This is a genomic window from Reichenbachiella versicolor (genome assembly GCF_003171675.1).
Taxonomy (GTDB): Bacteria; Bacteroidota; Bacteroidia; order Cytophagales; family Cyclobacteriaceae; genus Reichenbachiella; species Reichenbachiella versicolor.
On record NZ_QFZQ01000005.1, the window covers coordinates 73,875 to 99,159 of the forward strand.

General features: G+C 36.2%; 30 protein-coding genes. 10 read left to right on the forward strand and 20 right to left on the reverse strand.

Annotation, left to right across the window (positions count from 1 at the left end):
* Window positions 1-43 precede the first annotated feature (43 nt).
* Both ubiE and porT read left to right on the forward strand, forming a co-directional pair.
* Window positions 44-769 carry a bifunctional demethylmenaquinone methyltransferase/2-methoxy-6-polyprenyl-1,4-benzoquinol methylase UbiE gene (gene ubiE, locus DKG80_RS10760; protein WP_109831349.1) on the forward strand — a complete coding sequence of 242 codons (726 nt, stop codon included), beginning with the start codon at window positions 44-46 and terminating at the stop codon, window positions 767-769.
* Window positions 718-1,509 carry a type IX secretion/gliding motility protein PorT/SprT gene (gene porT / locus DKG80_RS10765; RefSeq protein WP_109831350.1) on the forward strand — a complete coding sequence of 264 codons (792 nt, stop codon included), beginning with the start codon at window positions 718-720 and terminating at the stop codon, window positions 1,507-1,509. Before ubiE ends, porT begins: the two co-directional genes overlap by 52 nt.
* A 126-nt stretch (window positions 1,510-1,635) precedes the next feature.
* On the opposite strand, the gene ftsY is transcribed toward porT, so the two are convergent.
* From ftsY to argS, 8 genes are all read right to left on the reverse strand, one after another.
* A complete protein-coding gene (ftsY, locus tag DKG80_RS10770) occupies window positions 1,636-2,589 on the reverse strand; it encodes a signal recognition particle-docking protein FtsY (RefSeq protein WP_109831351.1) in 954 nt (317 codons plus the stop codon).
* A gap of 80 nt (window positions 2,590-2,669) precedes the next feature.
* Window positions 2,670-2,822 carry a DUF4295 family protein gene (locus DKG80_RS10775; RefSeq protein ID WP_109831352.1) on the reverse strand — a complete coding sequence of 51 codons (153 nt, stop codon included), beginning with the start codon at window positions 2,820-2,822 and terminating at the stop codon, window positions 2,670-2,672.
* Between the two features lie 2 nt (window positions 2,823-2,824).
* Window positions 2,825-3,007: a 50S ribosomal protein L33 gene (gene rpmG, locus DKG80_RS10780; protein WP_109831353.1), complete on the reverse strand. Its 183-nt coding sequence runs from the start codon at window positions 3,005-3,007 to the stop codon at window positions 2,825-2,827.
* A gap of 13 nt (window positions 3,008-3,020) precedes the next feature.
* Window positions 3,021-3,257 carry a 50S ribosomal protein L28 gene (rpmB, locus tag DKG80_RS10785; RefSeq protein WP_109831354.1) on the reverse strand — a complete coding sequence of 79 codons (237 nt, stop codon included), beginning with the start codon at window positions 3,255-3,257 and terminating at the stop codon, window positions 3,021-3,023.
* A gap of 139 nt (window positions 3,258-3,396) precedes the next feature.
* Window positions 3,397-3,747, reverse strand: a complete 351-nt coding sequence (locus tag DKG80_RS10790; protein ID WP_109831355.1) for a translation initiation factor — start codon at window positions 3,745-3,747, stop codon at window positions 3,397-3,399.
* A 420-nt stretch (window positions 3,748-4,167) separates the two neighbouring features.
* Window positions 4,168-4,275 (reverse strand): hypothetical protein, encoded by a 108-nt coding sequence (locus DKG80_RS21465; RefSeq protein WP_109831727.1) that lies wholly within the window; start codon window positions 4,273-4,275, stop codon window positions 4,168-4,170.
* Between the two features lie 158 nt (window positions 4,276-4,433).
* Entirely contained in the window at window positions 4,434-5,327 is an 894-nt protein-coding gene (locus tag DKG80_RS10800; protein ID WP_109831356.1) for a 1,4-dihydroxy-2-naphthoate polyprenyltransferase, read from the reverse strand.
* A gap of 48 nt (window positions 5,328-5,375) precedes the next feature.
* Window positions 5,376-7,163 (reverse strand): arginine--tRNA ligase, encoded by a 1,788-nt coding sequence (gene argS, locus DKG80_RS10805; protein WP_109831357.1) that lies wholly within the window; start codon window positions 7,161-7,163, stop codon window positions 5,376-5,378.
* Window positions 7,164-7,669: 506 nt separating this feature from the next.
* Between argS and DKG80_RS10810 the strand changes: the two genes are divergently transcribed.
* From DKG80_RS10810 to DKG80_RS10820, 3 genes are all read left to right on the forward strand, one after another.
* Window positions 7,670-9,061, forward strand: coding sequence for a type III PLP-dependent enzyme domain-containing protein (locus DKG80_RS10810; protein WP_109831358.1), 1,392 nt, complete (start codon window positions 7,670-7,672; stop codon window positions 9,059-9,061).
* A 73-nt stretch (window positions 9,062-9,134) separates the two neighbouring features.
* Complete coding sequence (locus DKG80_RS10815; protein ID WP_109831359.1) at window positions 9,135-9,863, forward strand: polyprenol monophosphomannose synthase; 729 nt, start codon at window positions 9,135-9,137, stop codon at window positions 9,861-9,863.
* 174 nt (window positions 9,864-10,037) lie between these two features.
* Window positions 10,038-10,481 carry a Dps family protein gene (locus tag DKG80_RS10820; RefSeq protein ID WP_109831360.1) on the forward strand — a complete coding sequence of 148 codons (444 nt, stop codon included), beginning with the start codon at window positions 10,038-10,040 and terminating at the stop codon, window positions 10,479-10,481.
* Between the two features lie 170 nt (window positions 10,482-10,651).
* Here the strand turns inward: DKG80_RS10820 and DKG80_RS10825 are convergent, their stop codons facing one another.
* Window positions 10,652-11,065 (reverse strand): thioredoxin family protein, encoded by a 414-nt coding sequence (locus DKG80_RS10825; protein WP_109831361.1) that lies wholly within the window; start codon window positions 11,063-11,065, stop codon window positions 10,652-10,654.
* A gap of 97 nt (window positions 11,066-11,162) precedes the next feature.
* Between DKG80_RS10825 and DKG80_RS10830 the strand changes: the two genes are divergently transcribed.
* The 3 genes from DKG80_RS10830 (at window position 11,163) to DKG80_RS10840 (ending at window position 13,989) form a co-directional block, all read left to right on the forward strand.
* Complete coding sequence (locus tag DKG80_RS10830; protein ID WP_162555824.1) at window positions 11,163-12,101, forward strand: transporter; 939 nt, start codon at window positions 11,163-11,165, stop codon at window positions 12,099-12,101.
* Window positions 12,098-13,165, forward strand: coding sequence for a DUF3179 domain-containing protein (locus tag DKG80_RS10835; protein ID WP_109831363.1), 1,068 nt, complete (start codon window positions 12,098-12,100; stop codon window positions 13,163-13,165). Before DKG80_RS10830 ends, DKG80_RS10835 begins: the two co-directional genes overlap by 4 nt.
* 62 nt (window positions 13,166-13,227) lie before the next feature.
* Window positions 13,228-13,989, forward strand: coding sequence for an SDR family NAD(P)-dependent oxidoreductase (locus tag DKG80_RS10840; protein ID WP_109831364.1), 762 nt, complete (start codon window positions 13,228-13,230; stop codon window positions 13,987-13,989).
* Here the strand turns inward: DKG80_RS10840 and DKG80_RS10845 are convergent.
* The 4 genes from DKG80_RS10845 to DKG80_RS10860 are packed head-to-tail and all read right to left on the reverse strand — an operon-like array spanning window position 13,981 to window position 17,329.
* On the reverse strand, window positions 13,981-14,556 hold the full coding sequence (locus DKG80_RS10845; RefSeq protein WP_109831365.1) for a non-canonical purine NTP diphosphatase: 576 nt from the start codon (window positions 14,554-14,556) through the stop codon (window positions 13,981-13,983). The genes DKG80_RS10840 and DKG80_RS10845 overlap by 9 nt on opposite strands.
* Window positions 14,553-15,299, reverse strand: coding sequence for an FKBP-type peptidyl-prolyl cis-trans isomerase (locus DKG80_RS10850; RefSeq protein WP_109831366.1), 747 nt, complete (start codon window positions 15,297-15,299; stop codon window positions 14,553-14,555). The genes DKG80_RS10845 and DKG80_RS10850 overlap by 4 nt, the downstream gene beginning before the upstream one ends.
* Before the next feature lie 28 nt (window positions 15,300-15,327).
* Window positions 15,328-16,326: an FKBP-type peptidyl-prolyl cis-trans isomerase gene (locus DKG80_RS10855; protein ID WP_109831367.1), complete on the reverse strand. Its 999-nt coding sequence runs from the start codon at window positions 16,324-16,326 to the stop codon at window positions 15,328-15,330.
* The gene (locus DKG80_RS10860; RefSeq protein WP_109831368.1) at window positions 16,316-17,329 is read right to left on the reverse strand and encodes a DHH family phosphoesterase; all 1,014 of its coding nucleotides are present in this window, start codon (window positions 17,327-17,329) and stop codon (window positions 16,316-16,318) included. Before DKG80_RS10860 ends, DKG80_RS10855 begins: the two co-directional genes overlap by 11 nt.
* A gap of 148 nt (window positions 17,330-17,477) precedes the next feature.
* Here DKG80_RS10860 and DKG80_RS10865 point away from each other — a divergent pair, with 148 nt between their 5' ends.
* Window positions 17,478-17,897, forward strand: a complete 420-nt coding sequence (locus tag DKG80_RS10865; protein WP_109831369.1) for a nucleoside-diphosphate kinase — start codon at window positions 17,478-17,480, stop codon at window positions 17,895-17,897.
* Window positions 17,898-17,934: 37 nt separating this feature from the next.
* Here DKG80_RS10865 and DKG80_RS10870 read toward each other — a convergent pair whose 3' ends face one another.
* The 7 genes from DKG80_RS10870 to rpmH all read right to left on the reverse strand — a co-directional run bounded on the left by DKG80_RS10870 (window position 17,935) and on the right by rpmH (window position 23,337).
* Complete coding sequence (locus tag DKG80_RS10870; RefSeq protein WP_109831370.1) at window positions 17,935-18,996, reverse strand: lysylphosphatidylglycerol synthase transmembrane domain-containing protein; 1,062 nt, start codon at window positions 18,994-18,996, stop codon at window positions 17,935-17,937.
* Window positions 18,996-19,745: a segregation and condensation protein A gene (locus DKG80_RS10875; protein ID WP_109831371.1), complete on the reverse strand. Its 750-nt coding sequence runs from the start codon at window positions 19,743-19,745 to the stop codon at window positions 18,996-18,998. The genes DKG80_RS10870 and DKG80_RS10875 overlap by 1 nt, the downstream gene beginning before the upstream one ends.
* 118 nt (window positions 19,746-19,863) lie before the next feature.
* Window positions 19,864-20,382, reverse strand: coding sequence for a DUF2480 family protein (locus DKG80_RS10880; RefSeq protein WP_109831372.1), 519 nt, complete (start codon window positions 20,380-20,382; stop codon window positions 19,864-19,866).
* Complete coding sequence (tsaB, locus tag DKG80_RS10885) at window positions 20,360-21,061, reverse strand: tRNA (adenosine(37)-N6)-threonylcarbamoyltransferase complex dimerization subunit type 1 TsaB (RefSeq protein ID WP_109831373.1); 702 nt, start codon at window positions 21,059-21,061, stop codon at window positions 20,360-20,362. Before tsaB ends, DKG80_RS10880 begins: the two co-directional genes overlap by 23 nt.
* Window positions 21,062-21,072: 11 nt before the next feature.
* The gene (locus DKG80_RS10890) at window positions 21,073-22,710 is read right to left on the reverse strand and encodes a S41 family peptidase (protein WP_109831374.1); all 1,638 of its coding nucleotides are present in this window, start codon (window positions 22,708-22,710) and stop codon (window positions 21,073-21,075) included.
* A 1-nt stretch (window position 22,711) separates the two neighbouring features.
* On the reverse strand, window positions 22,712-23,137 hold the full coding sequence (gene rnpA / locus DKG80_RS10895; protein ID WP_109831375.1) for a ribonuclease P protein component: 426 nt from the start codon (window positions 23,135-23,137) through the stop codon (window positions 22,712-22,714).
* 38 nt (window positions 23,138-23,175) lie between these two features.
* Window positions 23,176-23,337: a 50S ribosomal protein L34 gene (rpmH, locus tag DKG80_RS10900; RefSeq protein ID WP_109831376.1), complete on the reverse strand. Its 162-nt coding sequence runs from the start codon at window positions 23,335-23,337 to the stop codon at window positions 23,176-23,178.
* 156 nt (window positions 23,338-23,493) lie between these two features.
* Here rpmH and DKG80_RS10905 point away from each other — a divergent pair, with 156 nt between their 5' ends.
* On the forward strand, window positions 23,494-25,167 hold the full coding sequence (locus DKG80_RS10905) for a M61 family metallopeptidase (protein WP_109831377.1): 1,674 nt from the start codon (window positions 23,494-23,496) through the stop codon (window positions 25,165-25,167).
* Window positions 25,168-25,285 lie beyond the last annotated feature (118 nt).

Sequence of the window (25,285 nt, forward strand, 5' to 3'; positions counted from 1 at the left end):
GAGGGATAGTCATTAATATTGCGCAGCATTAAATCGATAGGCATTGACAGTATTACCATATAAAGACCAAACAGGAAGTAAAAAAGAACAGGTTTCACAGATGTTTGATAGCATCAGTAAGAAGTATGATTTCCTTAATCATTTCTTGAGTATGGGGATCGATATTATTTGGCGAAAGAAGGCAATGAAACAACTCAAAGCCAATCAACCAAAACTCATACTAGATGTAGCTACAGGAACTGGAGACTTAGCAATCGAAGCATTAAAATCACTACAACCTGACAAGGTAATAGGAGTAGATATTTCCAGAGGAATGCTCGATGTTGGAATTGAGAAAATGAAGAAACTTGGTCTATCTGAAAAAATTGAGATGCAAATGGGAGACTCAGAACAGTTACTATTTGAAGACAATAAGTTTGATGCTGTGATCGTTGCTTTTGGAGTGAGAAACTTTCAAAATCTAGAAAAAGGTCTCGCTGATATGAAACGTGTACTCAAAGATGGAGGAAAGTTGATGGTGCTTGAATTCTCAAAACCAACAAAATTCCCAATGAAACAATTATACGGGTTCTATTTTAAGGCTATTTTGCCATTGATTGGTAAATTAGTCTCTAAAGACAATGCAGCGTACACTTATTTACCTGAGTCTGTTCAAGAATTCCCTTATGGTGATGGATTCTTGGAAGTATTAACTAAAGTCGGTTTAAAAGAAACTAAATGTATCCCGCTTACCTTTGGCATAAGCTCAATTTACACAGCAGTAAAGTAATTCTTACTCTAGCGATTTTCGCCTGCTTGGCGAATTCAATTACTAGTCAGGCACAAGATCGTTCAGTATTGAACCTCCCTTTTTTTGATAGTCAAAAAATTCATTACGGGTTTTTATTAGGTGTTGGTATATCCAATTTCAAAATGAAATACGATAGTGCCTATGCTTCAACGGAACTTGACACCTTACATTCTATTGTCGCAAAAGGTGCTGCGGGATTTAAACTTGGCTTTATAGTAGATTACCATTTCAATGATGTATTAGATGCACGTTTCAGTCCTACTGTTAGTTTCAATCAACTTAAACTCGATTATCGATATACAGATGGTTCTACTATAGAGTCTTTATCCGACCCTACATTTGTAGAACTACCTCTACTACTTAAATACAAATCTGTTAGGAGAAAAAACACCAGAATGTATGGATTGGTTGGAGTTAATCCTTCGTTCAAAGTAAGTGGTACTAAAGAGAAGGAAGATAATACTGAAAGGCTACTTCTCAACAATTTCAACTTGAACCTTGAGTTTGGAGCTGGATTTGATTTGTACCAGTCTCTTTTCAAATTCTCTCCGGAGGTTCGTTATTCTTGGGGATTATTAGATTTATTGGACAGAAGTGAACCAAACTTATACAGCTTCCCAATACAAAGATTAGCTCTTCATACTATCACTTTCTACATCACATTCGAAGGAGGCCCTTCCGAACTAAAAGTAGGTGGCGGTAAAAAAAGAAGAAGGTAATAGTTAATTTTTCAATTATGAGGTGATCTCATTGAATGATTAATCCTATACAGCTATAATAGTTTTAGAAGATAATTTACAGACCTTCATTCAACTATTATCCCATACATCTTTAATGAGTATTTGTTATTTCTTAAAAAAAGAATCTACAAATTCAGTTTTATTAAATACCTGAAGATCATCAATACCTTCACCTACTCCGATATACTTTACTGGGATCTTGAATTGATCAGAGATACCAATTACTACACCTCCTTTAGCAGTTCCATCAAGTTTAGTAATTGCTAACGCAGAGACATCTGTAGCTTTAGTAAACTCTTTTGCTTGTATAAAAGCATTTTGCCCTGTCGATCCATCCAACACTAGTAGAATCTCATGAGGAGCGTCAGGAATAAACTTCTGAACAACTTTCTTAATTTTAGTCAACTCATTCATCAAGTTAACTTTTGTATGTAAGCGGCCAGCTGTATCTATTATAACGACATCTGCATTCTCCTCTTTACCCTGTTTAGCAGTATCAAAAGCCACAGAGGCTGGATCAGTGTTCATTCCATGGTTTACCACCGGAACACCTATTCGTTCTCCCCAAAGTTTTAATTGATCCACCGCAGCAGCTCTAAACGTATCTGCTGCTCCCAAAATAACTTTTTTGCCTTTTTTATGAAACTGAGATGACAACTTCCCTATAGTTGTTGTCTTTCCTACTCCATTCACACCAACCACAAGAATAACATGAGGGCCATCATGTTTAGGAACATCAAAATCTTCTAAGTCTTCTGTATTATTTTCTGAGAGCAGACCAGCTATTTCTTCTTTGAGAATTTGATTTAGCTCCTCAGACCCTAGGTACTTATCACGAGCGACTCGATCTTCGATACGTTCTATAATCTTTACAGTCGTATCTACTCCTACATCAGATGTAATTAACACCTCTTCTAACTCATCCAAGACCTCATCGTCTACAGTTGTTTTACCTGCGACTGCTTTACCTAACTTATTAAAAAAGCTCTCTTTAGACTTTTCTAGTCCTTTATCTAGAGTTTCCTTTTTCTCCTTTGAAAAAATCTTGAACAATGCCATAAGGGTACAGTGGTTTATAGAAAATAAAAAAGTCTCCTGACAGAACCAGGAGACTTAAAAATACTTTGAAATGACTAAGATTATTTAGAAGCTAATACTTCTTTTACTCTATCTTCAGTCACAATCTCTTCTCTGAAAGAGTAAGCACCAGACTCAGTCTTAACTGCTTTGATCACTTTAGCGTACTTTACACCATCTTTTTTCTTCAGCGTTGCAACTACCTTCTTAGCCATCTTTATTTAATTTCTTTGTGAACAGTATATTTTTTCAAGATCGGATTGTATTTCTTCAATTCGATTCTATCAGGAGTATTCTTCCTGTTTTTAGTCGTAATATATCTAGATGTACCAGGCTGACCACTGTTTTTATGCTCAGTGCACTCTAGGATTACTTGTACTCTATTTCCTTTCTTAGCCATCTTACTCTATTGATTATAGTATTACGCCGTTAGCTTTTGCTTTTCTCAATACCGCAGAGATACCATTCTTGTTGATTGTTTTCAACGCAGTAGAAGATACCTTCAACGTCACCCATCTATCTTCCTCAGGGATATAAAATCTTTTCTTGAAAAGGTTCGGATAGAACTTTCTCTTAGTCTTATTGTTGGCATGGGAAACGTTGTTTCCTACTCTTGGCCTTTTACCTGTTATTTGACAAACTCTTGACATCTCTTCTCGTCTTTTTATTCGATTTTCAAAAATCGGAGTGCAAATATAGAGAAACTTTATTGAAAATCACGAAGAGACTCTAAAAGTTCATAAAGATTTTAAAGAGAAGTTCACCTTCAACAGTCAAGTATTCAACTTATTAGCCTCCAGACTTTTTAGCTTTATAACCTTCCTTAGATAGAACTTCAAGAACTTTATCTCTAAAATCTCCTTGAATCATGATCTCCCCCTCCTTAACATTACCTCCTACTCCACATTTAGATTTAAGAAGTTTGCCTAAGTTTTTCAAGTCTTCCGTATTTCCTACGAATCCAGTCACTAGAGTTACTTGCTTTCCCCCACGATTCTTTTTATCCAGCATAACCTTTAGACTTTGCTCTGAAGGAGCTAATGTTTCTTCCTCACCCCATTCATCTTCTGTGTAGTCAAAAGAATCATCAGTAGAATAAACTACACCTACTCTATTCTTAAACTTGTTCTTTTTAGCCATAATCCAAAATTAGCACTTATTAGACTAATCAACTTACTATAGTTATAAAACAAAAACAGCAAGTACCTGAACTAGAAAAGTCCAGTAAACTTGCTGACTATTTATTCACTTAGCTATATATAAGTTCAACTACTAGGATAGAGTTTAGATAGTTTGAATTGAACTCTTGAAATATCTCCTCCATCTTTTTGCTGCTGTGTAAGCTGGATACTTTTTACATAACTTTCCATAGCCTTTGAAGGTAGATTACTTTTAAGGTAATAGTCCCCGAGAACTTCAAAGTTGTAGGCATCTTCTTTAATGCTTATCGACTTATCTATCCAGTCTTTCGCTTGACTATAACCTGCATTCTTACTAATAAGATATTGCGCTTGAGCAGCTAATAATTTCCAGTCATCTGGAGAGCCATTTTCTACAGTTTCAATGGCTTTTAAAACAGCTTTTTCTTTGGTTCCTGCGAAAGCAAAACTCGCAGATAAAAGTACTACTACTATTAGTGTAGAAATTTTTGAAGTATACATGATTGATATGGTTTAAGTTTACAACAACAGCCTTAACGTATTGGCTTTACTACTAAGACTACCAATCAACCAAAAAGATTACACCAGAAATTCAAAATGTCGACATTTTACTATTAGTCAATATATAATTCAGAATTAATGTAATAAATAGATTCTAAGTTATGACTAAGTGAGGTTTAACCCTAATCCGAATAACAATACAAATAGTAATGTACTGATTGCTAACTGCTTCAAATAGGGATCTAACTCCATTGCATTGGTTTTGGATCTAACCGCAACAACATTCTTCAACAATAAAGGAGTAATCAACAAGAAAAGAAATTGTGCCCAAGAAGTAAAAGTTAAGCCAGTAAACAAAAGAGCCGTTATAATAGCTCCAATTATCAGAATAGTATGATAAGCAACAGCTGCCTTTCTCCCTATACGAACTGGTATGGAACGCTTACCTGCCTTAATGTCTGATTCTATATCTCTAATATTATTGACATTTAAAACTCCTGTAGCTAAAAAACCTGAACTAATCGCTGGCAGTAGTATAATTGAATTAAAAGATTTGGTCTGCATATAATATGAACCTACTACTCCTACTAAACCAAAAAAAATAAATACAGATATATCTCCTAAACCTACATATCCATAAGGATTATTACCCGCTGTATAAGTAATCGCTGCATAAATGGCCATCAAACCCAAAGCTAGAAATGACAATGCTATTACTATTTGATCTTGAAAGACTATCCATATAAGAAGAATACCTGATAATAATGAAAGCCCTGCAAACAAGTAGATAGCTTTTCTCATTTGAACAAGAGTAATACTACCTGTTTGTACTGCTCTAGATGGCCCCTCTCTATGGTCAGAATCCGCACCATGAATAGAATCCCCATAGTCATTGGCCAAGTTCGAAAGAATCTGTAAAAAGACAGTAGTCAGAATAGTCAAAGATCCAACCCAACAATCAAACCTCCCTACCCAAGCAGCCAGAAAATTCCCCATAAGAATACATGACAACGATAGCGGAAGTGTCCTCAGCCTAAAAGCCTGAATCCATTTTTTCATTAGAAATAAAATTAAATCTCTGACCTATGATTTATAGCAATCAACTACTTACATCCTTTCTGGCACCTTGATACCTAATAGCGACATTCCAAATTTAATCTGACGAGCTACTTGTACAGATAGAGCTACTCTAAATTGAACTACTTTATCATTATCGTCGCCGAAGATCTGCTTCTCTGCATAAAATTTATTGTAATCTTTGGCTAAGTCATATACATACTGTGCTATTATAGAAGGACTGTATTCTTCTGCTGCTAATGATATTTTAGACTTAATATCAGATAATAAGAAAATCAGTTCTGACTCTATAGAATCTAAAGCCAACCCAGTATCAACAGCACCATAAGTTATACCCAATTCATCTGCTCTCCTTTTTATCGCAGAAATACGTGCATGTGTATACTGAATAAATGGACCTGTATTCCCTTGGAACTCGATAGACTCTTTAGGATCGAAAAGCATACGTTTCTTTGGATCCACCTTGAGTAAGAAATACTTTAATGCTCCTAGCCCAAGCGTATCATAAAGTTCATTTGCCTGCTCGGTAGTAAAACCTTCTATTTTGCCAAGTTCTCTGGTATGATCCTCAGCCGTCTTCACCATCTCTGTCATCAGATCATCTGCATCCACTACCGTACCTTCACGAGACTTCATCTTTCCCGATGGAAGGTCTACCATGCCGTACGACAAATGATATAATCCATCAGCCCAATTGTATCCCAGTTTTTTCAAAATCAAGAAAAGTACCTTGAAATGATAATCCTGTTCATTCCCTACAGTGTAGACCATTTTTTCAAGACCTTCAAATTCCTTATTCCTCTGAATAGCCGTACCAATATCTTGAGTCATGTAAACAGCAGTTCCATCGGACCTACGAACAATCTTTTCATCCAATCCATCAGCTGTCAGGTCAATCCAAACAGATCCATCTTCCTTTTCAAAGAACTGACCTCCTTCTAAACCAGCTTCTACTTCATCCTTACCCAATAAATAAGTATCTGACTCATAGTAAAGCTTGTCAAATTCAACTCCCATTTGCTTATAGGTAGTATTGAACCCATCATAGACCCAACCGTTCATTTTCTGCCATAGAGCGTAGACTTTAGGATCTTTCGCCTCCCATTTTCGAAGCATTTCCTGAGCCTCTAGTAATAGAGGGGCTTGTTTTTCCGCTTCCTCTTTAGATATACCTTCTTCTTGAAGTTTAGCTATTTCCTCTTTGTAAGCTTTATCAAAAGCCACATAGTATTTACCGGCAAGCTTATCACCTTTGAGCCCACTTGATTCAGGAGTTTCTCCATCTCCAAATTTCAACCAAGCAATCATAGATTTACAGATGTGTATTCCTCTATCATTTATGATTTGAACTTTAACAACATCATAGCCCAATGCTTCGTAAATTTTCGAAACGGAATAACCAAGGAAATTATTTCTGAGATGGCCTAAATGAAGCGGTTTATTCGTATTCGGAGAAGAATATTCTACCATCATTCTTTTACCATTAGAAACTGGGGTTTCTAACGTTTTGTCATCTAAAATCCCATTCAGAATACTATTCCATATCGATCCATCAAGTTCGATATTCAAAAAACCTTTTACGACATTATAACCGGCTACCGCCTTACAATTAGACTTGAGGAATTCTCCTAGCTCTTCTGCTGTTTGCATAGGGTTCTTCTTTGAAATCTTCCCATATGGAAATGTCACGAAAGTGTAAGTCCCTGCAAACTCTTTTCTTGTTGGTTGCAAAGCCAATTGGCCTGCGTCAACATTGTGATCATATAAGGATTTCAGTCCCTCTGAAAGTGTTAATTGAATATCTGATGCTACGTTCATATCATCTTAAAATTTAGAACCGCAAAGAAAAGGATTTTTTTAATCGCAGGGCGATAGCCTATTAGGTTTAATTCCGTAGTCCTTGGTCAGTTTAAATGGAGTTCCGAAGATACCACTCACTTTGGGTCTGGGAGTATTGATTCATTGAGATCTCATTAAATGATATTGAGATCGAATTTGGTTGTCCTGTAAGTATTTGACAACTCATATACTTCTTCATGAGTGTCATTGTAGCTTTTCGTACAGTTTTGAGCTAGATGGTTAATTCTAAAACAACCTCACCTCTTAAAACAACTGAATTCCACAACAATTCCTCGGTAAAGCATCACTAGGAGTACTTTTTTCTTATCAGACAACAAGTTTTTAGTCTCAAAATCTGGGTTTTTAATCATATTTGTTGCGCTCAAAAATTGAGCCCGAAAAATGCTAGGCATTGGTCGGTTCAATAGCACCCACTATTGACACATTTCCAACTTTCAAATATTTACTCTATTTATGAATTGCTAATGAAAAAGTATGCTGACTTAATTGACCAAACGTTCCAATTTCCTACGGAAGAGTTTGAGGTCAAAAAGGATAACCTCCACTTCAATGGTGTAAACCTTATGCACCTGATAGAAAAGTATGGTACACCTCTTAAGTTGACTTATTTACCTAAGATTTCTCAAAAGATTCAACTGGCAAAAAAATACTTCAATGAAGCAATTGATAAGTTGAACTATCAAGGCTCCTACACATACGCCTATTGTACTAAGTCTTCTCATTTTCAATTCGTACTTGAAGAAGCTCTCACTAATGACATACATATTGAGACTAGTTCAGCCTATGATATAGCAATCATTGACAACCTATACAAGGAAAGATTAATTGACAAAAACACATACATTATATGCAATGGGTTCAAGCGCCCTTTATATCTGGAGAGAATCGCCGAAATACTCAATTCAGGTTTTAAAAATTGCATTCCTATACTTGACAATATCAATGAACTGGATCATTACGTAGACACAGTAGAAAATTCATTCGACCTTGGCATTCGAGTTGCATCAGACGAAGAACCCAATTTTGCATTTTACACTTCGAGACTTGGCATTCGATACAATAGCATAGTAGACTACTATAAGGATAAAATCAAAGACAACCCCAAGTGTAGACTTAAGATGCTACACTACTTCATCAATACTGGCATCAAGGATAGCGCTTATTATTGGAGTGAGCTAAGCCGTTTTATGTATAAATATTGTGAACTAAAGAAAATATGTCCTGAACTAGACTCTGTAGATATAGGCGGAGGATTTCCAATCAAAAACTCATTGGCATTTGAATACGATTACAAATACATGGCCGAAGAAATCATCTCGAATATTAAATGGATTTGCAATAAGAATCATGTCCCTGTCCCGAATATATTCACTGAATTTGGAAGCTTTACAGTCGGAGAAAGTGGCGCTACTATCTACTCTGTATTAGATCAAAAGCTGCAAAATGATAAGGAATTATGGTATATGATGGATGGTTCATTCATCACACATATGCCGGACGTCTGGGGGCTAAATTCTAAGTTCATTATGCTCCCTGTAAACCTATGGAAAAACCACTTTCACAAGGTAAACATTGGCGGCCTGACTTGTGATAGTATGGACTATTATGACTCCGAAGCTCATATAGCTGAAGTGTTTCTTCCAGTAATCAATGAGAAAGAGACTATGTACTTCGGATACTTTCATACTGGAGCTTATCAAGAATCACTTGGAGGGTATGGAGGTATCCAACATTGTTTAATTCCTGCACCCAAACACGTGATCATAGACCTCGATGATGAAGGCAATCAAATTGACTGGTTATTTGCAGAAGAACAATCTAGTGAAGAAATGTTAAAGGTTTTAGGCTATAAATAGTAGCCGAAACCTTTCATAAATTGCCTCGTTGGGAGGTTTATACTAATTTCCCGGATTATTTAAAAAAATAGTATTGAGCAAAAGCCTAGTAATAATACCCACCTACAATGAAAAGGAAAACGTCGAAGACATTATTAATGCTGTCTTTGGCCTCAATGCTGATTTTGAAGTATTAATCATCGATGACGGCTCTCCTGACGGAACTGCTGAAATAGTAAAGAGGCTTCAAGTAAAATTCAGAGGTCTTCATATCATAGAGCGAAAAGGAAAGCTAGGGCTAGGTACTGCATATATTACTGGATTTCACTACGCTCTTGATAATGGATATGAATACATTTTTGAAATGGATGCCGACTTTTCTCATAATCCTAAAGACTTAATTCGCTTACGTGAAGCATGCGAAAATGGTGCGGACATGTCTATTGGCTCTAGATACGTATCCGGTGTCAACGTAGTAAACTGGCCTATGGATCGGGTTCTTATGTCTTTTTTTGCTAGCAAATATGTTCAGTTTATCACAGGCATGTCTATCAATGACACCACTGCTGGATTCAAGTGCTATACTAGAAAAGTTCTGGAAACGATTGATCTTAGTGCTATTAAGTTTATTGGGTATGCGTTTCAGATTGAGATGAAATTCACGGCCTGGAAATTTGGTTTCAACATTCAGGAAGTCCCTATCATATTTACAGATCGTACAAAAGGTACTAGTAAAATGTCTAAAGGAATCTTCAAGGAAGCAGTTTTTGGTGTAATCCAAATGAAATTGAGCAGCTTATTCAAGAAATACATTCCTCACTAAGTTCATCAAAAATAATTCTAAACCTTAGTTGAAACTCAAGGCATATAACTTCAAAATCGTTTACAATCAATATTAATCAATAGGTGCTATATGAAGATTGATTCTTCTTATTAGTATTTTCAGACCCCTCTTAGTCGTGACCGTATAATTGTGTGAATAAAAACATTATTAACCATGGTAAACAATAAAGAGATAATCGAAAAATTGAATAGTCTACTTTCTGACTTTCAAATTTATTACCAAAATCTAAGAGGTTTTCACTGGAACATACAAGGTCGTGAATTCTTTGAGCTTCATGCAAAATTTGAAGAGTTATACAATGATACAGCTGTTAAAATCGATGATATAGCAGAACGTATCTTAACGGTAGAAGGTACCCCGATTCATGCTTTTGAAGATTATTTAAGTACAGCAGAGATCAAACCAGTCAAAAATGTACATGATGGTGAAACAGCTGTAAAAACAATAATTGACAATCTTCAAAGTATTATAGCTAAGGAAAAAGATATCAAAGAAACTGCTGGCAGCTTAGATGATGGAGGTACGGAGGATCAAATGTCTGCATTTATAGAAGAACAAGAGAAAACGCTTTGGATGTACAAAGCATGGCTCAAGTAAAAGCATAAAAAATAATCCAAAACTAAGCCTGTGATCATTGATCCAGGCTTTATTTTTTGTCACAAAAATTACTAACCATTGTTTATAAATTGCGTATAAAGAAAAAGTTTTATAAGTAGTATTAACTTTTTACTTAAAGTCTTAACTCAAGACTCTCTTCCAATATAAACTCATTTAAGCTCTCTAATGAGTGCTTTCCCATTCTTATACCCAACAATTGTCTTTGACTTCTTTTTTTCTGAATCATAAACCACCATCGTCGGAAGGCCTGTAATACCAAATGACTTAGCTAACTCCTTGTGCGTATCATATGATTTTCCTCCCAAAGTAATTGAAGACTTGTCGTCAAAATTAACTTTCACAGCATAATAGTCTGTACTTAGCATTTGCACCACTCGTTCTTCCTCAAAAGTAGTTTTGTCGAGCTTTTTACACCATCCACACCAAGTAGCAGTAAAATCCATAAAAATAGGTTTTGGATTTTTTAAAGCAAGTAGTTGAGCTTCCTCTAGTGTCACCCATTGTATTTGAGCACTAGCTGAAAAACTGAGAAATAAGAGGATTAAAACGTATAATTTCTTCATGCCTTCGTGGATAAGTTTCTTGTTGATAGAACGACATTTTAGAAGAAATAATTCCTTCCAGTGAATTTTCTTCTGTTATCCGATGTTTAATAGGAGCATGAAAACATTGTCTATCATTCTTTTAATAATACTTCTACCATTTCAAAGCGCAGCACAATCCTGTTGCTCTGGAGGAGTTCCTATCAGCAACAACCTTGGATTACCTCTATCTGATGCTAAGACTTGGCAGATTTTTTTAAGTTATGATTTCAACCTTCTCAATACTCTTCAAGACGGGAATAATAAACTAGACAATAATACTCGTAAAAGAATAACTCATACAGCATTGACGCAGTTTGGATATTCTTTTAACAAAAAATTTTCTGCCGATATCCTAATTCCATATGTCAGACAGGAACGTGAAATAACTCCTATAGGACAACCTTCTAGTTTTAATTCATCAAATGGAATCGGAGATATAGTATTTTTAAGCAAATACAGTTTTTTCCGATCCTATCAATTGGGCATAGGAGTAAAGTTACCTACTGGTTCTACAACCGAAATCAATGATAGAGGCCTTACTCTTAATGCCGACATGCAACCAGGATCTGGTTCATGGGATATTATTTATTGGCTAAGCCTACAAGAAAATTTAAAAAGTCGCCCCTCTACTACTTTATCCTTGGTAACCACCTACCGTTCCACAGGAAGTAACAATGAATATTTCGATACGCAGACTTATGAGTTTGGAAATGAGTTTCAAATGACTTTAGGAATTGCAGATCAGTTAATTATTGGCAAACTGATTACTACTCCCTCTCTAGGACTTAGATACCGAACAGTTGATTCTGATCAAGTGGAAAATAATAATGTCCCAAGTACTGGGGGTAATTGGCTATTCTTCAGGCCTGGCATTGGCTGGAATATTTTACCAGAAATGATATTCAGTTCAGTGGCTGACATCCCTGTTTATGCATATGTAGAAGGAACTCAAGTTACTCCAACTATGAGACTTAACTTTTCAATTATTTACACCTTTCAAACCCAAAAACTATGAAAATGACATTTCCTCTAGCAGTACTTATTTTACTAACATTTTGGTCGTGTGATGAAGCTAATGAGTCTGCTAGCATTAGCGGAGATTGGCTAATACCAATAAACGAAATCAGAGATGGAGGTCCTGGAAAAGATGGTATTCCTGCACTTATAAACCCTGAATTGATAGAAGCTGAAACAGCAGGATATCTTGAAGATGAAGATCTAATCATAGGAATCATTGATGAAGACGAAATAAGGGCATACCCTCACAAGATTCTGGATTGGCATGAAATTATCAATGATGATATTGGGAATAAGAGTATTGCTATTACTTATTGTCCATTAACTGGGACTGCAATAGGTTGGGACAGAATATTGGACGGAAATAAGACGACTTTTGGTGTATCAGGCCTACTATACAATAGTAATCTGATTCCATATGATCGAGCTACCGACAGTAACTGGTCACAAATAGGCTTAAAAAGTGTGAATGGTACAAAGATCGGAGAAACGATAGTTACTCATCAACTTGTTGAAACTACATGGAAAACTTGGAAGACCTTTTATCCTAACACTAAAGTAGTCTCTACTAACACTGGACATTCTCGTAATTATGATAGATACCCATATGGAGATTACAAAACGAGCAGCTCTCTTATTTTTCCGGTAAATAATGAAAACACCTCATTAAATAGAAAAGAAAGAGTTCACGGAATAATAGTAGACAACAAAGTCAAAGTTTACAGATTCAATCAAATAAACAATCTGGTAATTCATGATGTTATAGAAAATGAGAAAGTGGTAATAGTGGGACAAACGGAACAAAATTTTATTCTCTCATTTAAAATCAAAAAAATTGAAACCACTGAATTAGAGTTTGAGCTTCCTGATTCACATTCTGAAGAAAATGGCTTTTCGAATGGTGAAATTTTAAAAGATCAACTTGGAAACACTTATGATATTTTTGGTAAAGCTGTTTCTGGCCCTAACACTGGAGAGAAACTCGAACCTACAGAATCATTTATCGGGTATTGGTTTTCATGGCCTGCTTTTTACCCTAATACGGAAATATATGTTCCTTGATCACAGATTGATTAGTCCAATTCAATATGTCTTTTTAAATTGAAGAATTTCTAAATTGGCATATGTACATCAATTTATCAGGACTAAATATACTAGTCACCGGAGCAAGTAAAGGAATCGGAAAAGCCATAGCTACTAAACTGGCTGAAGCCGGTGCCACTATCGCTATCCATTACAACAAGAATGTCAGGGAGGCAGAAAACCTTGCTAGTGTGCTAGGCAATGAATCTCGGGCTTTCCAAGCAGATTTATCTAAACCCGATGAAGCTGCAAACCTTTTCGATAGAGTTGCCTTAGAAATGGGTAGCATAGAGATTCTTGTAAACAATGCCGGGATGGCCACTGCATCAGATATCTCTTCAAAGGAAGGGGATTGGTTGGATATTTGGAATAATACTCTTCAGGTAAATCTTTCTTCTTGTGCTATTCTTTGTAAAAAGACTGTAGAATTTATGCTAAAAAGAAACAGCACAGGTAGAATTATCAACATAGTTGACAATGCTGGATTCAAAGGAGATTCTGCAGAATACATGGCCTATGCAGCTTCAAAAGCTGGACTGATATCCATAACAAAAACAATAGCTCAGAGCTACGGTAAAAAAGGTATTAAAGCTTTCAATATTTCTCCCGGTATTGTCCGTACAGAAATGGGAAATGGAATCATTGAAACCAAAGGAAATGACAAGGCTACTAAAGATATCGCTCTTGAAAGAATGACCGAACCTAAAGACATTGCTCCTATGGTGACATTCTTAGCAAGTGGAATGGCTGATCACGCTACTGGTAGTACTATTGATTTGAATGCAGCAAGCTACTTACACTGACTTTAGGTAATCTACCAGTTTAGCTACTGCTCTACCTCTGTGTGAAATAGCATTTTTCTCATTCGATGACATTTCTGAAAAAGTCCTTGACTGTCCTTCGGGTATGAAAATTGGGTCATACCCAAAGCCATCCGTTCCTTTTAGACTGTCTGCAATAGCTCCTCTAACAATTCCTTCAAATTGAATTTCTTCACTATTCCATATTAAGGTTATTACAGTCCTAAAACGAGCAGTACGATTTGACTCCCCATCTAAGTTCTGTAACAGAAGCTTTATATTATTTTGGCTATTAGAAGGTTCACCCGCATACCTTGCAGAATAAACACCTGGTGCACCTCCTAAAGACTCTACCTCTAGTCCAGTATCATCTGCAAAACATGGAATATTATAATTACTAAAAACATGACGGGCTTTAATAGCTGAGTTTTCTTCTAAAGTATTACCATCCTCTATTATTTCCTCCGTACACCCTATATCTGTCAAACCAACTACTTCAAAATCATTACCTAAAATCTGATTGATTTCTTTAAGTTTATTTTGATTGTGAGTAGCGAAGCAAATTTTCATTCTCTTGTAGGCTTTATATCTGATAATCTTACCTCGAAAACTAGTGGTGTATTCGGTAAAATTGCGCCATCTGGGAAACCTGCAGTACCATAGGCTACAGCTGAAGGAATATAAATTTCACCTCTTCCTCCTTCTTGTAATTGAGGAATCAGTTTTTGCATTCCCAGTGTAAATCCTGGAATAGCACCTCCAAAACCTGATCCGTCCTCTATGTGATTATAGACAAAAGGTGAATATGACTTCCCGTTTACGTACAAATTATAATCTAACGTTTCAGTCTTTTGAGCACTGTCCAAAGCCTTTGTTAAATCTCCTTCAAAATGATCAAGAATGGATTCAAAATCTAATCCAGCTGCAGGATAAGCAATTGTATCATTCGTAATAGCCCATTCTTCTATACTAGTATCAAAATTGACTGTGTCGGTGAATCGGCCTATAAAATCTACCGATAAAATATCGTTGGGTAATACCGCTCTTCCCTCCCCAAGTTCCAAAATAGTGTAATAAACTAGGTTAAGCTCATTGTCAGTTATACTAGCAGTATCAATTTTGTTTTTGTCGACTCCGCGACTTTCGATATAACTCAGTAAATCAGCTTGATCCATTTCGGCTTGACCAACAGAATCTGCCACTCTATCTTCTTCTTCCTTTCGTGCCTCTTCTGCTGGGTCTGAACAAGCAATAATGGATGCTACCAAACCTAGTAGCATCCATAAACTAATATCGAAATATTTTCTATTCATGTAAGTTTTTTCCCTCTCGGGTAAATTGTTATTGAATCTCGATCAATTCAACGTCAAATCTTAAAATAGAATTTGGACCTATATCAGCTCCAGCTCCTCTCTCTCCATATGCTAATGGACTTGCTAGAACAAAAGTTGCCTTAGATCCAGGATTTAACAATGTAAACCCTAAATCCCATCCAGCAATTACTTGTCCAACGCCAACCATGAAATTAAAAGGCTGATTTCTATCCACAGATGAATCAAATTTAGTACCGTCCAGTAATGTCCCTGTATAATGTGCTACGATATTGTCTCCAGGCTGAGCATTATCACCTTCACCTTGTTCAGTAATAATATATGCAAGACCCTGCTCCGTGTACTGAAGCTCTAAACCGTTTTCTTTTGCGTAAGCCTCAATTGCTTCTTTCTCAGAATCAATCTGCTCTTTAGCATCTGCCATTCTCTTCTTAGTCTCTTCGAAAACCTCTTTACTCTGCTTTTTCATTTGCTTCTTTTGCAACTTCTGAGCGTACTCTTGAGCACCTTCTCTGTCAGTTACCATCTCTATACCAACTTGGAAAGACAAATTAGAAGGGTAATCAATGGTGTCAGGAAGCTCTCTTACTCCAAAGGTATTTTTCAAGAAATACTCAGCATCCAATTCGAAGTAGACACTATCGCCACCTTTCAAAGTTTTAAGCACTGAGAAAAAGGCACTTGAACTAGCTCCTTGATCGATTTGCTCATAGCTAAAACCAGTTGGCATACCATTCTCAATTGAGTTGTAAAGATCTTGCCCTTTATTAGTTTGAAAAATTACGTTGTAAAAAATTACGTCACCTGGTGCGATAACTGTATCAGCACCTTGAGAGATATAATTTACATTGATATCTACTAGAGTAGTATCGGCAGAGGTAACTCCTAAAGAATCTGTCTTCACATTTTCTACTTTTTTGAAAGTAACTGTGGTGGATTCTCCACCTTGGTTACATGCTGCAAAAACAACAACAGCCATTACCATGGCCAAAACTGAGCTAAACTTCATAATTGAGTTCTTTTGTTTGATTTGTTACTAATTGTTTGAACTTGGCAATGGTGTCTTCCAAACTATCTGTAGACGTAGCCCCAGCTGCGTTTTTGTGTCCACCACCATTGAAATATTTTCTTGCAAAGTCATTAATTGGTATTTCTCCAAATGACCTAAAGGATATTTTAACTTCTTCTTGCTCTTCTATAAATATTGCCGATACGTTTACTCCTTCAATTGACATCCCGTAGTTAACTAAACCTTCACTATCTCCAGGTTTATAATTAAACCTCTGTTTATCCTCCAATGACAAATAAAAGAAGGCCACATTCGTATCTTCTATCAGCTCTAATCTTTCCAATAGAGCAAAGCCCATAAGTCTGATTCTACCAAAAGAGTTTTGATCATATATATTATGACTTACTCTCGACACATCTGCCCCTAGTTCCATTAAATTAGCTACGATCTCATGTACATGAGGGGTAGTAGAAGGAAGCTTGAAATTGCCAGTATCTGTTACGAGTCCTGCATATAAAGCTTCAGCCATGCTTCTAGTAATTTTTTCAGTGCCATCTAACATTTCTATTAGATCATACACTAACTCAGCAGTAGCTGCGGCTTCTGTTGACCACAGTACATACTGCGCAAAGGTTTCTGGATTCAGATGATGATCAATTAATACTTTTTCAGCATCGGAGTCAGCGACCATTTCTCCTAACTTGCCTATTCGTTTCAAGCTTGAAAAATCCAAGCAAAAGACTAAATCAGCATTTTCAATCTGATATTGAGCCTTTTCTTCGTTTCCTTGAAAAATCAGAACATTCTCGTTACCCTCCATCCACTTTAAGAAATCTGGATAATCAGTAGGAGCAATAACATTGACTTGGTGTCCAGTTTTCAAAAGATAACCAGCTAGCGCCAATGAGGACCCAAGTGCGTCTGCATCAGGATAAACGTGAGTCGTAATTACGATCCGTTTAGGAAGACTTAGGAGTTCTTTAAATGCTGCTAGATTTTGCATTACGAATTTATACGAAGTGGCAAAAGTGAACAATTTATAATTAAAACCAAAGAGCTAAAATCATCTTCAACATATCGTCATTTTGATATTAATGCATTGAACATTAAGACCTAGTTTTGGCAAAATTTTATTCAAACCACATAATTAAATGGCTACAAATAGAACCTTAACTATGATCAAGCCTGATGCCTATGCTGATGGACATACAGGTGAAATTCTTCAAATCATCCAAAGAGCTGGATTCAAGATCGTTGCTCTTAAACTAACACAACTATCGGCAGAAAAAGCAGGTGAATTCTACGCAGTTCACAAGGAAAAACCTTTCTATGGCGACCTTTGCAAATACATGTCTTCGGGTCCTATCGTAGCTGCCATCCTTGAAAAGGAAAATGCTGTTGCTGACTTTAGAGAATTAATAGGGGCTACTAACCCTGCTGACTCTACTACAGGAACTATCAGAAATCTATTTGCTAAATCTCTAGAGGCGAATGCTGTTCATGGGTCAGATTCTGACGAAAATGCAAAAATCGAAGGCGACTTCCATTTCGCTGATGATGAACAATTCTAAAAATTGATCTTAATCGTCACTGCACATGTAGTGACGGTTAACCTTTCCTATTCTTGGCGAAAAACCTACTCTGAATCCATCTAGGAAGAAATATTGCCCCTAGTAATAAGTAAGGGTAATATGACATCAGTCTCCAAAAGATCCCTGTAACAAACGTATAGCTTCCCAAATATTCTACAAAAAACCTAGAAAAGAAAAACTCAGCAGTTCCTGAACTGCCTGGAGTGGGAGAAATCAACATCACAATCCACATAATGATCTGACGGGAGAAAATCACCATATGATCGCCAATATTAAGATCAGTGGCATATGCGCCAACGAGACTATTGAGCATAAGATACCTAGCACACCAGATAAAAATTGTAGCTAAACCAATTTTTACCCAATACAAACCTTTTTTGCCCTTCATCTCACCAGAAGCCATGATAATTTCATCCCCATATTGATTGGCTTTTACTCTCCACTTCTTCATAAATCCAAAAGAAGTAACTTTTAATAAAAACCATTTAAAAGCCCTAGGTCTGACAAACAATGCGTATGACATAATCAACGTGTATATCGCTATCAATCCATAACTCAAAAAGAAAAGATACTGAAGACTACTACCTAGCTGGATTTCCATAGTCTTGACCTCAGGGAATATTACTCCTTGAGTCAGTAACATAACTATAGGGGCTGCGGTAACAAAAAATAAGTTATCCAATATTGCAGTCAACATTACATAGGCCAACGACTTACCTACATTAATTCCCTCCATATTGAGAATGAATACTGCTACTGCTGTACCTCCAACCACAGATGGCGTCACCGCTGACGCAAACTCCCAAAGTATGATTACAAAAAGACTACTCTTCCAACTTAATTCTTGATTAGTAAGAGTACGAATACGATACATGTATCCAGCATCTCTTGCCAGCAGTACTACAAATGCTACTAAAATACCTGAAATTTTAGCATCAAAAATAAGTTTTAAATTCTCTGAAGTAACATTCGGATCAAAATAGAACATTAATACTACTATGATCACACCTACAGATATTGGCAACCAGATCTTCTTTGGGTCTAGTACCTGAAGTACGTCGTTGTTAGTTTTTTCCATTAATCAACAGCAACGCCCTCGGCTTTTTCAATCCAAAAATTATTAAACCCTTCCCCTAGGTGAAGTTTGATTTTTTGCATTTGGAGAAGTTCCAAAATAGCTAAGAAGTTAAATATTACGTAAATCTTTTCCGGCTTACTCTCTATCATATCAGTAAACGCCATTCGACCACTAGTTTGTAGAGAGTCTAGTACAAAATTTCTTTGCCCCTCAATCGTGTATGGATATTGTACTACCTTGTGCACCACCTTATTTTTTTCCATCTCATAGCGATCGATCACCTTCTTATAGACTTTGAGTATCTTGAACAAATCTACATCTTGAAGCTCTGCCTCCACATTGGTAGACTCAGCCAATGACCTGATTTCCCTCACCACATTTCCTCGACGTTCTCGATCTAGACGATCTGACTCCATCTTAACCAACTCGCCTATTACTGACTTGTATCGTTTGTACTCCAATAAGTGCTTAACGAGCTCCTCTCTAGGATCAATCTCATTCCCTTCCTCATCCAATGACGGCCTAGGCAATAAAACTTTTGCTTTAATTCTCATCAATGTAGCTGCCACTAGAATAAACTCGCTTGCAACTTCAATATTCATTTTCTCAAGATGTTTGACATAATCCAAAAAATCATTTGTGATTTTAGAAATAGGAATGTCATGTATATCAAGTTCATCTCTCTCTATGAAGAAGAGTAACAGATCAAAAGGACCTTCAAACAGCGGGAGTTTAACTTCGAATTTCAATGCACTATGATCAAATAGACCCCAAAGGTATATTTAATAGACTAGAAGTATATATTGTGTAAAGAGTATTGTATTGTAAGCCTTGTTCAATGATGAATTCTAGATAAAGAGAGATCCGTCAATTTATATTTTTAGGTTTCTTATAAAGTGGCACGGCACTACAGGCCTCTCCATACATCAAACTTTTGACAACAGGCTGAAGAAGTCTAGTAATCTCCACGTAGGCGAACTCTGGAACAGGGTAATTTCCACACCCTTTGATAATCACTCTACCATCTTTAAATTCTTCTAAATCAATTTTCATCAAAGCATCTTGAAAAAGAGCATTTTCAAGATGCGACAGATCTCCAAAAACGACTTTATTAGCATAAGGCGTCAACGCGGAAGACAATAACATGTACGCCCAAGTAGGGACAATAGCATCCTCACTACAATAAATAGCTACATTTTGACCTTGATATTGAGTCCAATCAGTAGTTTTGACAAACTCACGAAAATCCTTTTCTCGTAATACAAACCCCTGATAAAGATTATCCTTAATATCAATTTGCACTCGTTTGCTATGATTATAATATCGTTCTAAATCAAAAGTGATTAATGAACTCTCAGCAACCTTATTTTTTATTTCCCCCTGCATAGTTCTTTTTAGATGGAATAATTCTGAATTCTTTTAAATAGAACGGTTCAAACGAAACAACGTTCTCGAACAACGCTTCTTGATACTTACGAGTTGCAAGAAAAGCAATCTCCGCAGCTGAAGGTGTTACTTTATCAATAAAAACAGCATTAGAAGAATCTACAATATCTTTAAATTTAAATGCTCCATCACCAAAAAAGGCTATTTTATTAGCTTCCAATTCTTTTTCAAAAGAAGACTCATCCAAAATCATAGGCTCTGTAGGCAGCCGAATGGTAGAGGTAGTATCTAACAATAATGTATATACTTCCATTCTTCTAGCATCGATCATTGGGCAATACAAATCAAAAGTATTACCCATGGACTTAACTTGGTGCGCCATTGCCTCCAAAGTGTTAATAGAGATAAGCGGAATATCTAATGAAAAGCACAGGCCTTTAGCAGCTGAAGTCCCAATCCTCAACCCTGTATATGAACCCGGCCCTTCAGAAATGGCTACAGCATCTAGTTCAGATAATTTAAATTGACAGTTCTTCATCAACTGATCTATCATCGGATGTAGAAGTGAAGAATGAGATTTGTCTATGTTATAATATTGATACCCAATCAATTTATCGTCTTGTAAAAGTGCTACAGAACCACAAGACGTAGATGTTTCTAACGCAAGGATTAAAGCCAATTGATTAGCATTTAGTTCAGAATTTTCTTGTATTCAGCTGGATCATTAAGGACTTCAACAGCTTTAGCTACAGCCATATCCTCATGAATAGCAGACTCTATTATTCCTTCATGAAAATAATACCGGCTTACGATTTCCTGTTCCAACATCAACTTTACTTCATCTTGGAAAGTCATTAAATAGCTTGACTTAATTTCATCAACTTTAGTCTTAAGGTTTTCAAGACTTTCTTCCATTCCTTGATGATACTGCTCCTTCCGAGCCATTTTCTCTAATGACACAATAGCATCATCCATCTGAGAAGAAAAGCTAACATTCTTTCCATTGAGCCAATCCACAAACTCTTTGTACTCTACATCTGTCAAATGAAAATCTCTGGCAGCAGGGATAGTTTTATTCTTCAAGTAGTACTGTCCTGCATACTCAAACATCAAATTATCATTGACAATATTGAATAATAAACTAGAGTATTCTCTTGGAGTGATTACAATATCTGGTTTGATCCCTCCTCCATCATAAACAGTACGCCCGCTCTTAGTTTTGAATGCAACTTTCAAAGAGTCAGGAATCGTTTTTACACTTCCATCTTCATTTTTAATAGAGTAGTCAATCGCTTGAATACATCTTCCACTTGGAATGTAATATTTAGCTGTAGTCACTTTAAGCTGAGCATTATACGGCAAAGGCCTAGTCGCCTGAACAAGCCCTTTCCCAAAAGTCCGAGTACCAAGCAATACACCTCTATCATAGTCTTGTATTACACCTGAAACTATCTCAGCCGCCGAAGCTGTACCTCCACTAGTCAATACGGCCAATGGAATATCTTTATCTACAACTTGATATGGAGCTTTATACTGTTTATCCCAAGACTTTACTTTACCTCTGGTACTTACTACTTCCTTTCCTTGAGGAATAAATACATTCGCTACTTTGATAGCTTCTTCTAATAAACCTCCTGGATTATCTCTCAAATCAAGAATTATTCCTTTAGCTCCTTTTCCTTTCAGTTCTTGGAGAGCCTTTTTTACTTCTGCACCAGCATTCGTAGTAAAGTCACTTAATCGAATGTAGCCCACTTTGTCATTGAACATCTCGTAATGAGCAACATTGCTTATGACAATTTTCTCACGTGTAATAGTGACATCAAAACTCTCATCCTGCCCCAACCTCTTGATAGTCAAAACAAGCTTGGTTCCTGGGTGACCTTTGAGCTGCTCACTGATTTGACTATTGGTATCATCCTTTACATCCTTACCATCGATTTTTACAATTTGATCCCCAATTAAAAGACCCGATTTATGAGCTGGAAATCCAACATAAGGCATTAAAATCGTATTAATATTATCCCTTTTCCCTACCACAGCGCCTATCCCTCCGTACTCACCCGTGGTACTAGTTCTATAGCTTTCTAATTCACTTTCAGGAATGTAACTTGTATATGGATCAAGAGACGATAGCATCGCGTTGATACCTTGTGTGATTATTTTCTCATTTGGTAGTTCGTCGACATAGTGTGTATTCAACTCTCTGTATAAGGTAGCAAAAATATTGAGGTTACGAGAGATTTCGAATTGATACTCGTCTACGCTAAAAGCAAACAATCCAAACGCTACTATCAACACTACTAGTCCACTAATTATTTTCTTCATACTACTTTGATTGAGGAGTAGGATTCTCAGAATCCTTAGCTGCTAAACGGTGAAACGATTCAATTAGTTTTTTCTCAATCATCTGATACGAGTGAATCTTCTTTCCTACGTAAATATACGCAATCAACCAATAATTACCGCTTTTAGCTTTTTGTAGATGATGAGGCTTGTTGAGCCTATAGGCTTCTTTGACTAACCTTTTTACTCTATTCCGATCTACCGCTCGTTTGAATCGCTTTTTAGAAACTGATACCAGTACCTGATGACAAACTGCATCTACCTCCGAGTTGGGCAGATATTTGATCATGAAGGGATATATATGAAAAGATGCTCCCTTGTTAAAAAGAGCATCTATCAATTTTTTACTGCTTATTCGCTCTTTCTTAGGAAACGAATAGCTAGTCGCTATGTCAGTTTTTTCCTTCATTTATTATATCAACGGAAGGAATAAAACTAAAAAAGAAATTATTTCTTACTTCCTCTTTCGCTAGATACAGTCAGCTTCTTTCTGCCTTTAGCTCTTCTTCTTGCAAGAACTGCTCTACCATTAGCATCCTCCATTCTAGCTCTGAAACCGTGCTTATTCTTTCTTTTTCTTTGCGAAGGTTGAAATGTTCTTTTAGTCATCTTTCTGAATTTTATATTTTCGGGCTGAAAAACAGCCTTTAAGCCTCACTTTTAAAAAACGGAGTGCAAAAATAGAGAGTAATTGATTAATTACAAACTATAGTATCAATACTTTCTCTTAAAGCTCTTAGCTAGAGGCATCTAAGAACAACAGTTATGATAAAAATAGATATTACTTTACAATCTCCACTTTCTCACCTAGTCCATATTGACATTACATTCCCTGTTTCAAATAGTAATACTAATGTCTATATTCCTCTATGGCGACCTGGAAGGTACGAAAGAGCTGACTTTGCTAACAACTTTAGAAAGGTAATTGCAAGACATAAAGAAAATGAACTTCAGGTTTTAAAATCTCTATCCCACAAATGGGAAATCAATACAAGTGAAGTTAGAGAGTTCACTTTTTCATATGACTATTATGCTTTCAAAATGGATGCGGGTAATTCTGTATTTGACGAATTTCAAGTTTATTTCAATTTCATAAGTTGTATCGCTTATATCCCTGAACTAATTAATCAACCTGTAGAGGTCTCAATAGATATACCTAGAACTTATGAAGTTGCTTGTCCTCTTCCATTTGAAAATAGAATACTCAAAGCTTCCTCATATCATGTGCTGGTTGACTCTCCATTTCTAGCCTCAAAAAAACTAAAAAAATTACCCTACCAAGTAGATGACTATCAATTTGAAGTTTGGATCAATGGAAAACACCCTCTGAGCGATGAAAAAATCATTTCCGATTTTAAAAAGTTCACAAGGGATCAAATTCAATCTTTCGGATATTTTCCTACGAAAAAATACCAATTCATAGTTCAGTCTCTGGACTACAAGCACTACCATGGAGTTGAGCACCAAAATTCGACTGTATTGATTTTAGGACCAAATGACCCTGAAAGTAAAAACGACTATTATGAAAAACTAATGGGAGTTGCTTCCCATGAGCTATTTCACACTTGGAATGTAACTAGGATTCGCCCAAAGGAAATGTCTCCTTATGAATACCAGAATGAAATCAGTCATCCAACTGGATTTGCTTCTGAAGGGTTCACCACTTATTATGGAGAGCTATTCTTGAAAACATCCGATACGTATTCGCTGGATATGTACCTAAAAGAACTCAATTCGCTTTGCAATCGTCATTTTCAAAATTTCGGAAGACATAGAACATCTCTAATTGATTCCTCATTAAACCTCTGGATAGATGGCTACAAAAACACACCGTCTAGTCAAAAAGTGTCTATTTATGTCAAAGGAGCTTTATGTGCATTGATACTTGATTTGGAAATACGACACGGAAGTAATCATAAATACTCACTTCTTGATGTAGTAAAAGAAATGATGGAGTATTACACCTTTGATCAAGGTGGTTATGTTAAAAAAGATATTTTTAGTCTTTTCAAAAAATATGGCGGACAGCAAATTTTAGAATTAGCTCATATACTTTATGAAACAGCAGATGATGTAGAGCCATATCTTAAAAATGCTCTAGCATTAGTTGGGCTTGAACTCAAACTAAAAAGTCCAGAAGACATGTTTTGCCATTTCACTGGTGTTAAAGTTTCTAACCAGAAAATTGTTGACATAGTTGATCAGAGTCCTTTCCTGAATCAGTTATCAATTGGAGATAAAATCATTGAAGTAAACAATAAGCCTTTCGATATCAGGTCAAATTCCTTTCCTAAAAGAATTCAACTAAAACGAGATGAGAAAACTATCAACCTCGAACTTCTTCAAGATGGATCAAGCTTTCTTTGGAATTATCACCTACAAAAAATTAACAACATTACTTCAGAACAGCAGCGAAATAGAGAACAATGGCTAAAGTGAGTTATCAGTACTCAATATGGATATCAGTATTTTTTTAAGTTCAATTTTAGAATGCCTAACAAAATCGTAGTTTTGCAGCCAACTGCACCCCTCCTGGAACTTATAGTTCAAATAGAAG

Coding starts and splice junctions, on each gene's coding strand:
- DKG80_RS10825 (WP_109831361.1), bottom strand. CDS start 11,065: ATGAAGAAATTATACGTTTTAATCCTCTTATTTCTCAGTTTTTCAGCT.
- DKG80_RS10820 (WP_109831360.1), top strand. CDS start 10,038: ATGGTAAACAATAAAGAGATAATCGAAAAATTGAATAGTCTACTTTCT.
- DKG80_RS10905 (WP_109831377.1), top strand. CDS start 23,494: ATGATAAAAATAGATATTACTTTACAATCTCCACTTTCTCACCTAGTC.
- rpmB (WP_109831354.1), bottom strand. CDS start 3,257: ATGTCAAGAGTTTGTCAAATAACAGGTAAAAGGCCAAGAGTAGGAAAC.
- DKG80_RS10890 (WP_109831374.1), bottom strand. CDS start 22,710: ATGAAGAAAATAATTAGTGGACTAGTAGTGTTGATAGTAGCGTTTGGA.
- DKG80_RS10790 (WP_109831355.1), bottom strand. CDS start 3,747: ATGGCTAAAAAGAACAAGTTTAAGAATAGAGTAGGTGTAGTTTATTCT.
- rpmH (WP_109831376.1), bottom strand. CDS start 23,337: ATGACTAAAAGAACATTTCAACCTTCGCAAAGAAAAAGAAAGAATAAG.
- rpmG (WP_109831353.1), bottom strand. CDS start 3,007: ATGGCTAAGAAAGGAAATAGAGTACAAGTAATCCTAGAGTGCACTGAG.
- DKG80_RS10850 (WP_109831366.1), bottom strand. CDS start 15,299: ATGAATAGAAAATATTTCGATATTAGTTTATGGATGCTACTAGGTTTG.
- DKG80_RS10775 (WP_109831352.1), bottom strand. CDS start 2,822: ATGGCTAAGAAGGTAGTTGCAACGCTGAAGAAAAAAGATGGTGTAAAG.
- DKG80_RS10810 (WP_109831358.1), top strand. CDS start 7,670: ATGAAAAAGTATGCTGACTTAATTGACCAAACGTTCCAATTTCCTACG.
- DKG80_RS10830 (WP_162555824.1), top strand. CDS start 11,163: ATGAAAACATTGTCTATCATTCTTTTAATAATACTTCTACCATTTCAA.
- ftsY (WP_109831351.1), bottom strand. CDS start 2,589: ATGGCATTGTTCAAGATTTTTTCAAAGGAGAAAAAGGAAACTCTAGAT.
- DKG80_RS10845 (WP_109831365.1), bottom strand. CDS start 14,556: ATGAAAATTTGCTTCGCTACTCACAATCAAAATAAACTTAAAGAAATC.
- DKG80_RS10855 (WP_109831367.1), bottom strand. CDS start 16,326: ATGAAGTTTAGCTCAGTTTTGGCCATGGTAATGGCTGTTGTTGTTTTT.
- rnpA (WP_109831375.1), bottom strand. CDS start 23,137: ATGAAGGAAAAAACTGACATAGCGACTAGCTATTCGTTTCCTAAGAAA.
- argS (WP_109831357.1), bottom strand. CDS start 7,163: ATGAACGTAGCATCAGATATTCAATTAACACTTTCAGAGGGACTGAAA.
- DKG80_RS10860 (WP_109831368.1), bottom strand. CDS start 17,329: ATGCAAAATCTAGCAGCATTTAAAGAACTCCTAAGTCTTCCTAAACGG.
- DKG80_RS10870 (WP_109831370.1), bottom strand. CDS start 18,996: ATGGAAAAAACTAACAACGACGTACTTCAGGTACTAGACCCAAAGAAG.
- porT (WP_109831350.1), top strand. CDS start 718: ATGTATCCCGCTTACCTTTGGCATAAGCTCAATTTACACAGCAGTAAA.
- DKG80_RS10800 (WP_109831356.1), bottom strand. CDS start 5,327: ATGAAAAAATGGATTCAGGCTTTTAGGCTGAGGACACTTCCGCTATCG.
- DKG80_RS10880 (WP_109831372.1), bottom strand. CDS start 20,382: ATGCAGGGGGAAATAAAAAATAAGGTTGCTGAGAGTTCATTAATCACT.
- DKG80_RS10865 (WP_109831369.1), top strand. CDS start 17,478: ATGGCTACAAATAGAACCTTAACTATGATCAAGCCTGATGCCTATGCT.
- DKG80_RS10840 (WP_109831364.1), top strand. CDS start 13,228: ATGTACATCAATTTATCAGGACTAAATATACTAGTCACCGGAGCAAGT.
- DKG80_RS10835 (WP_109831363.1), top strand. CDS start 12,098: ATGAAAATGACATTTCCTCTAGCAGTACTTATTTTACTAACATTTTGG.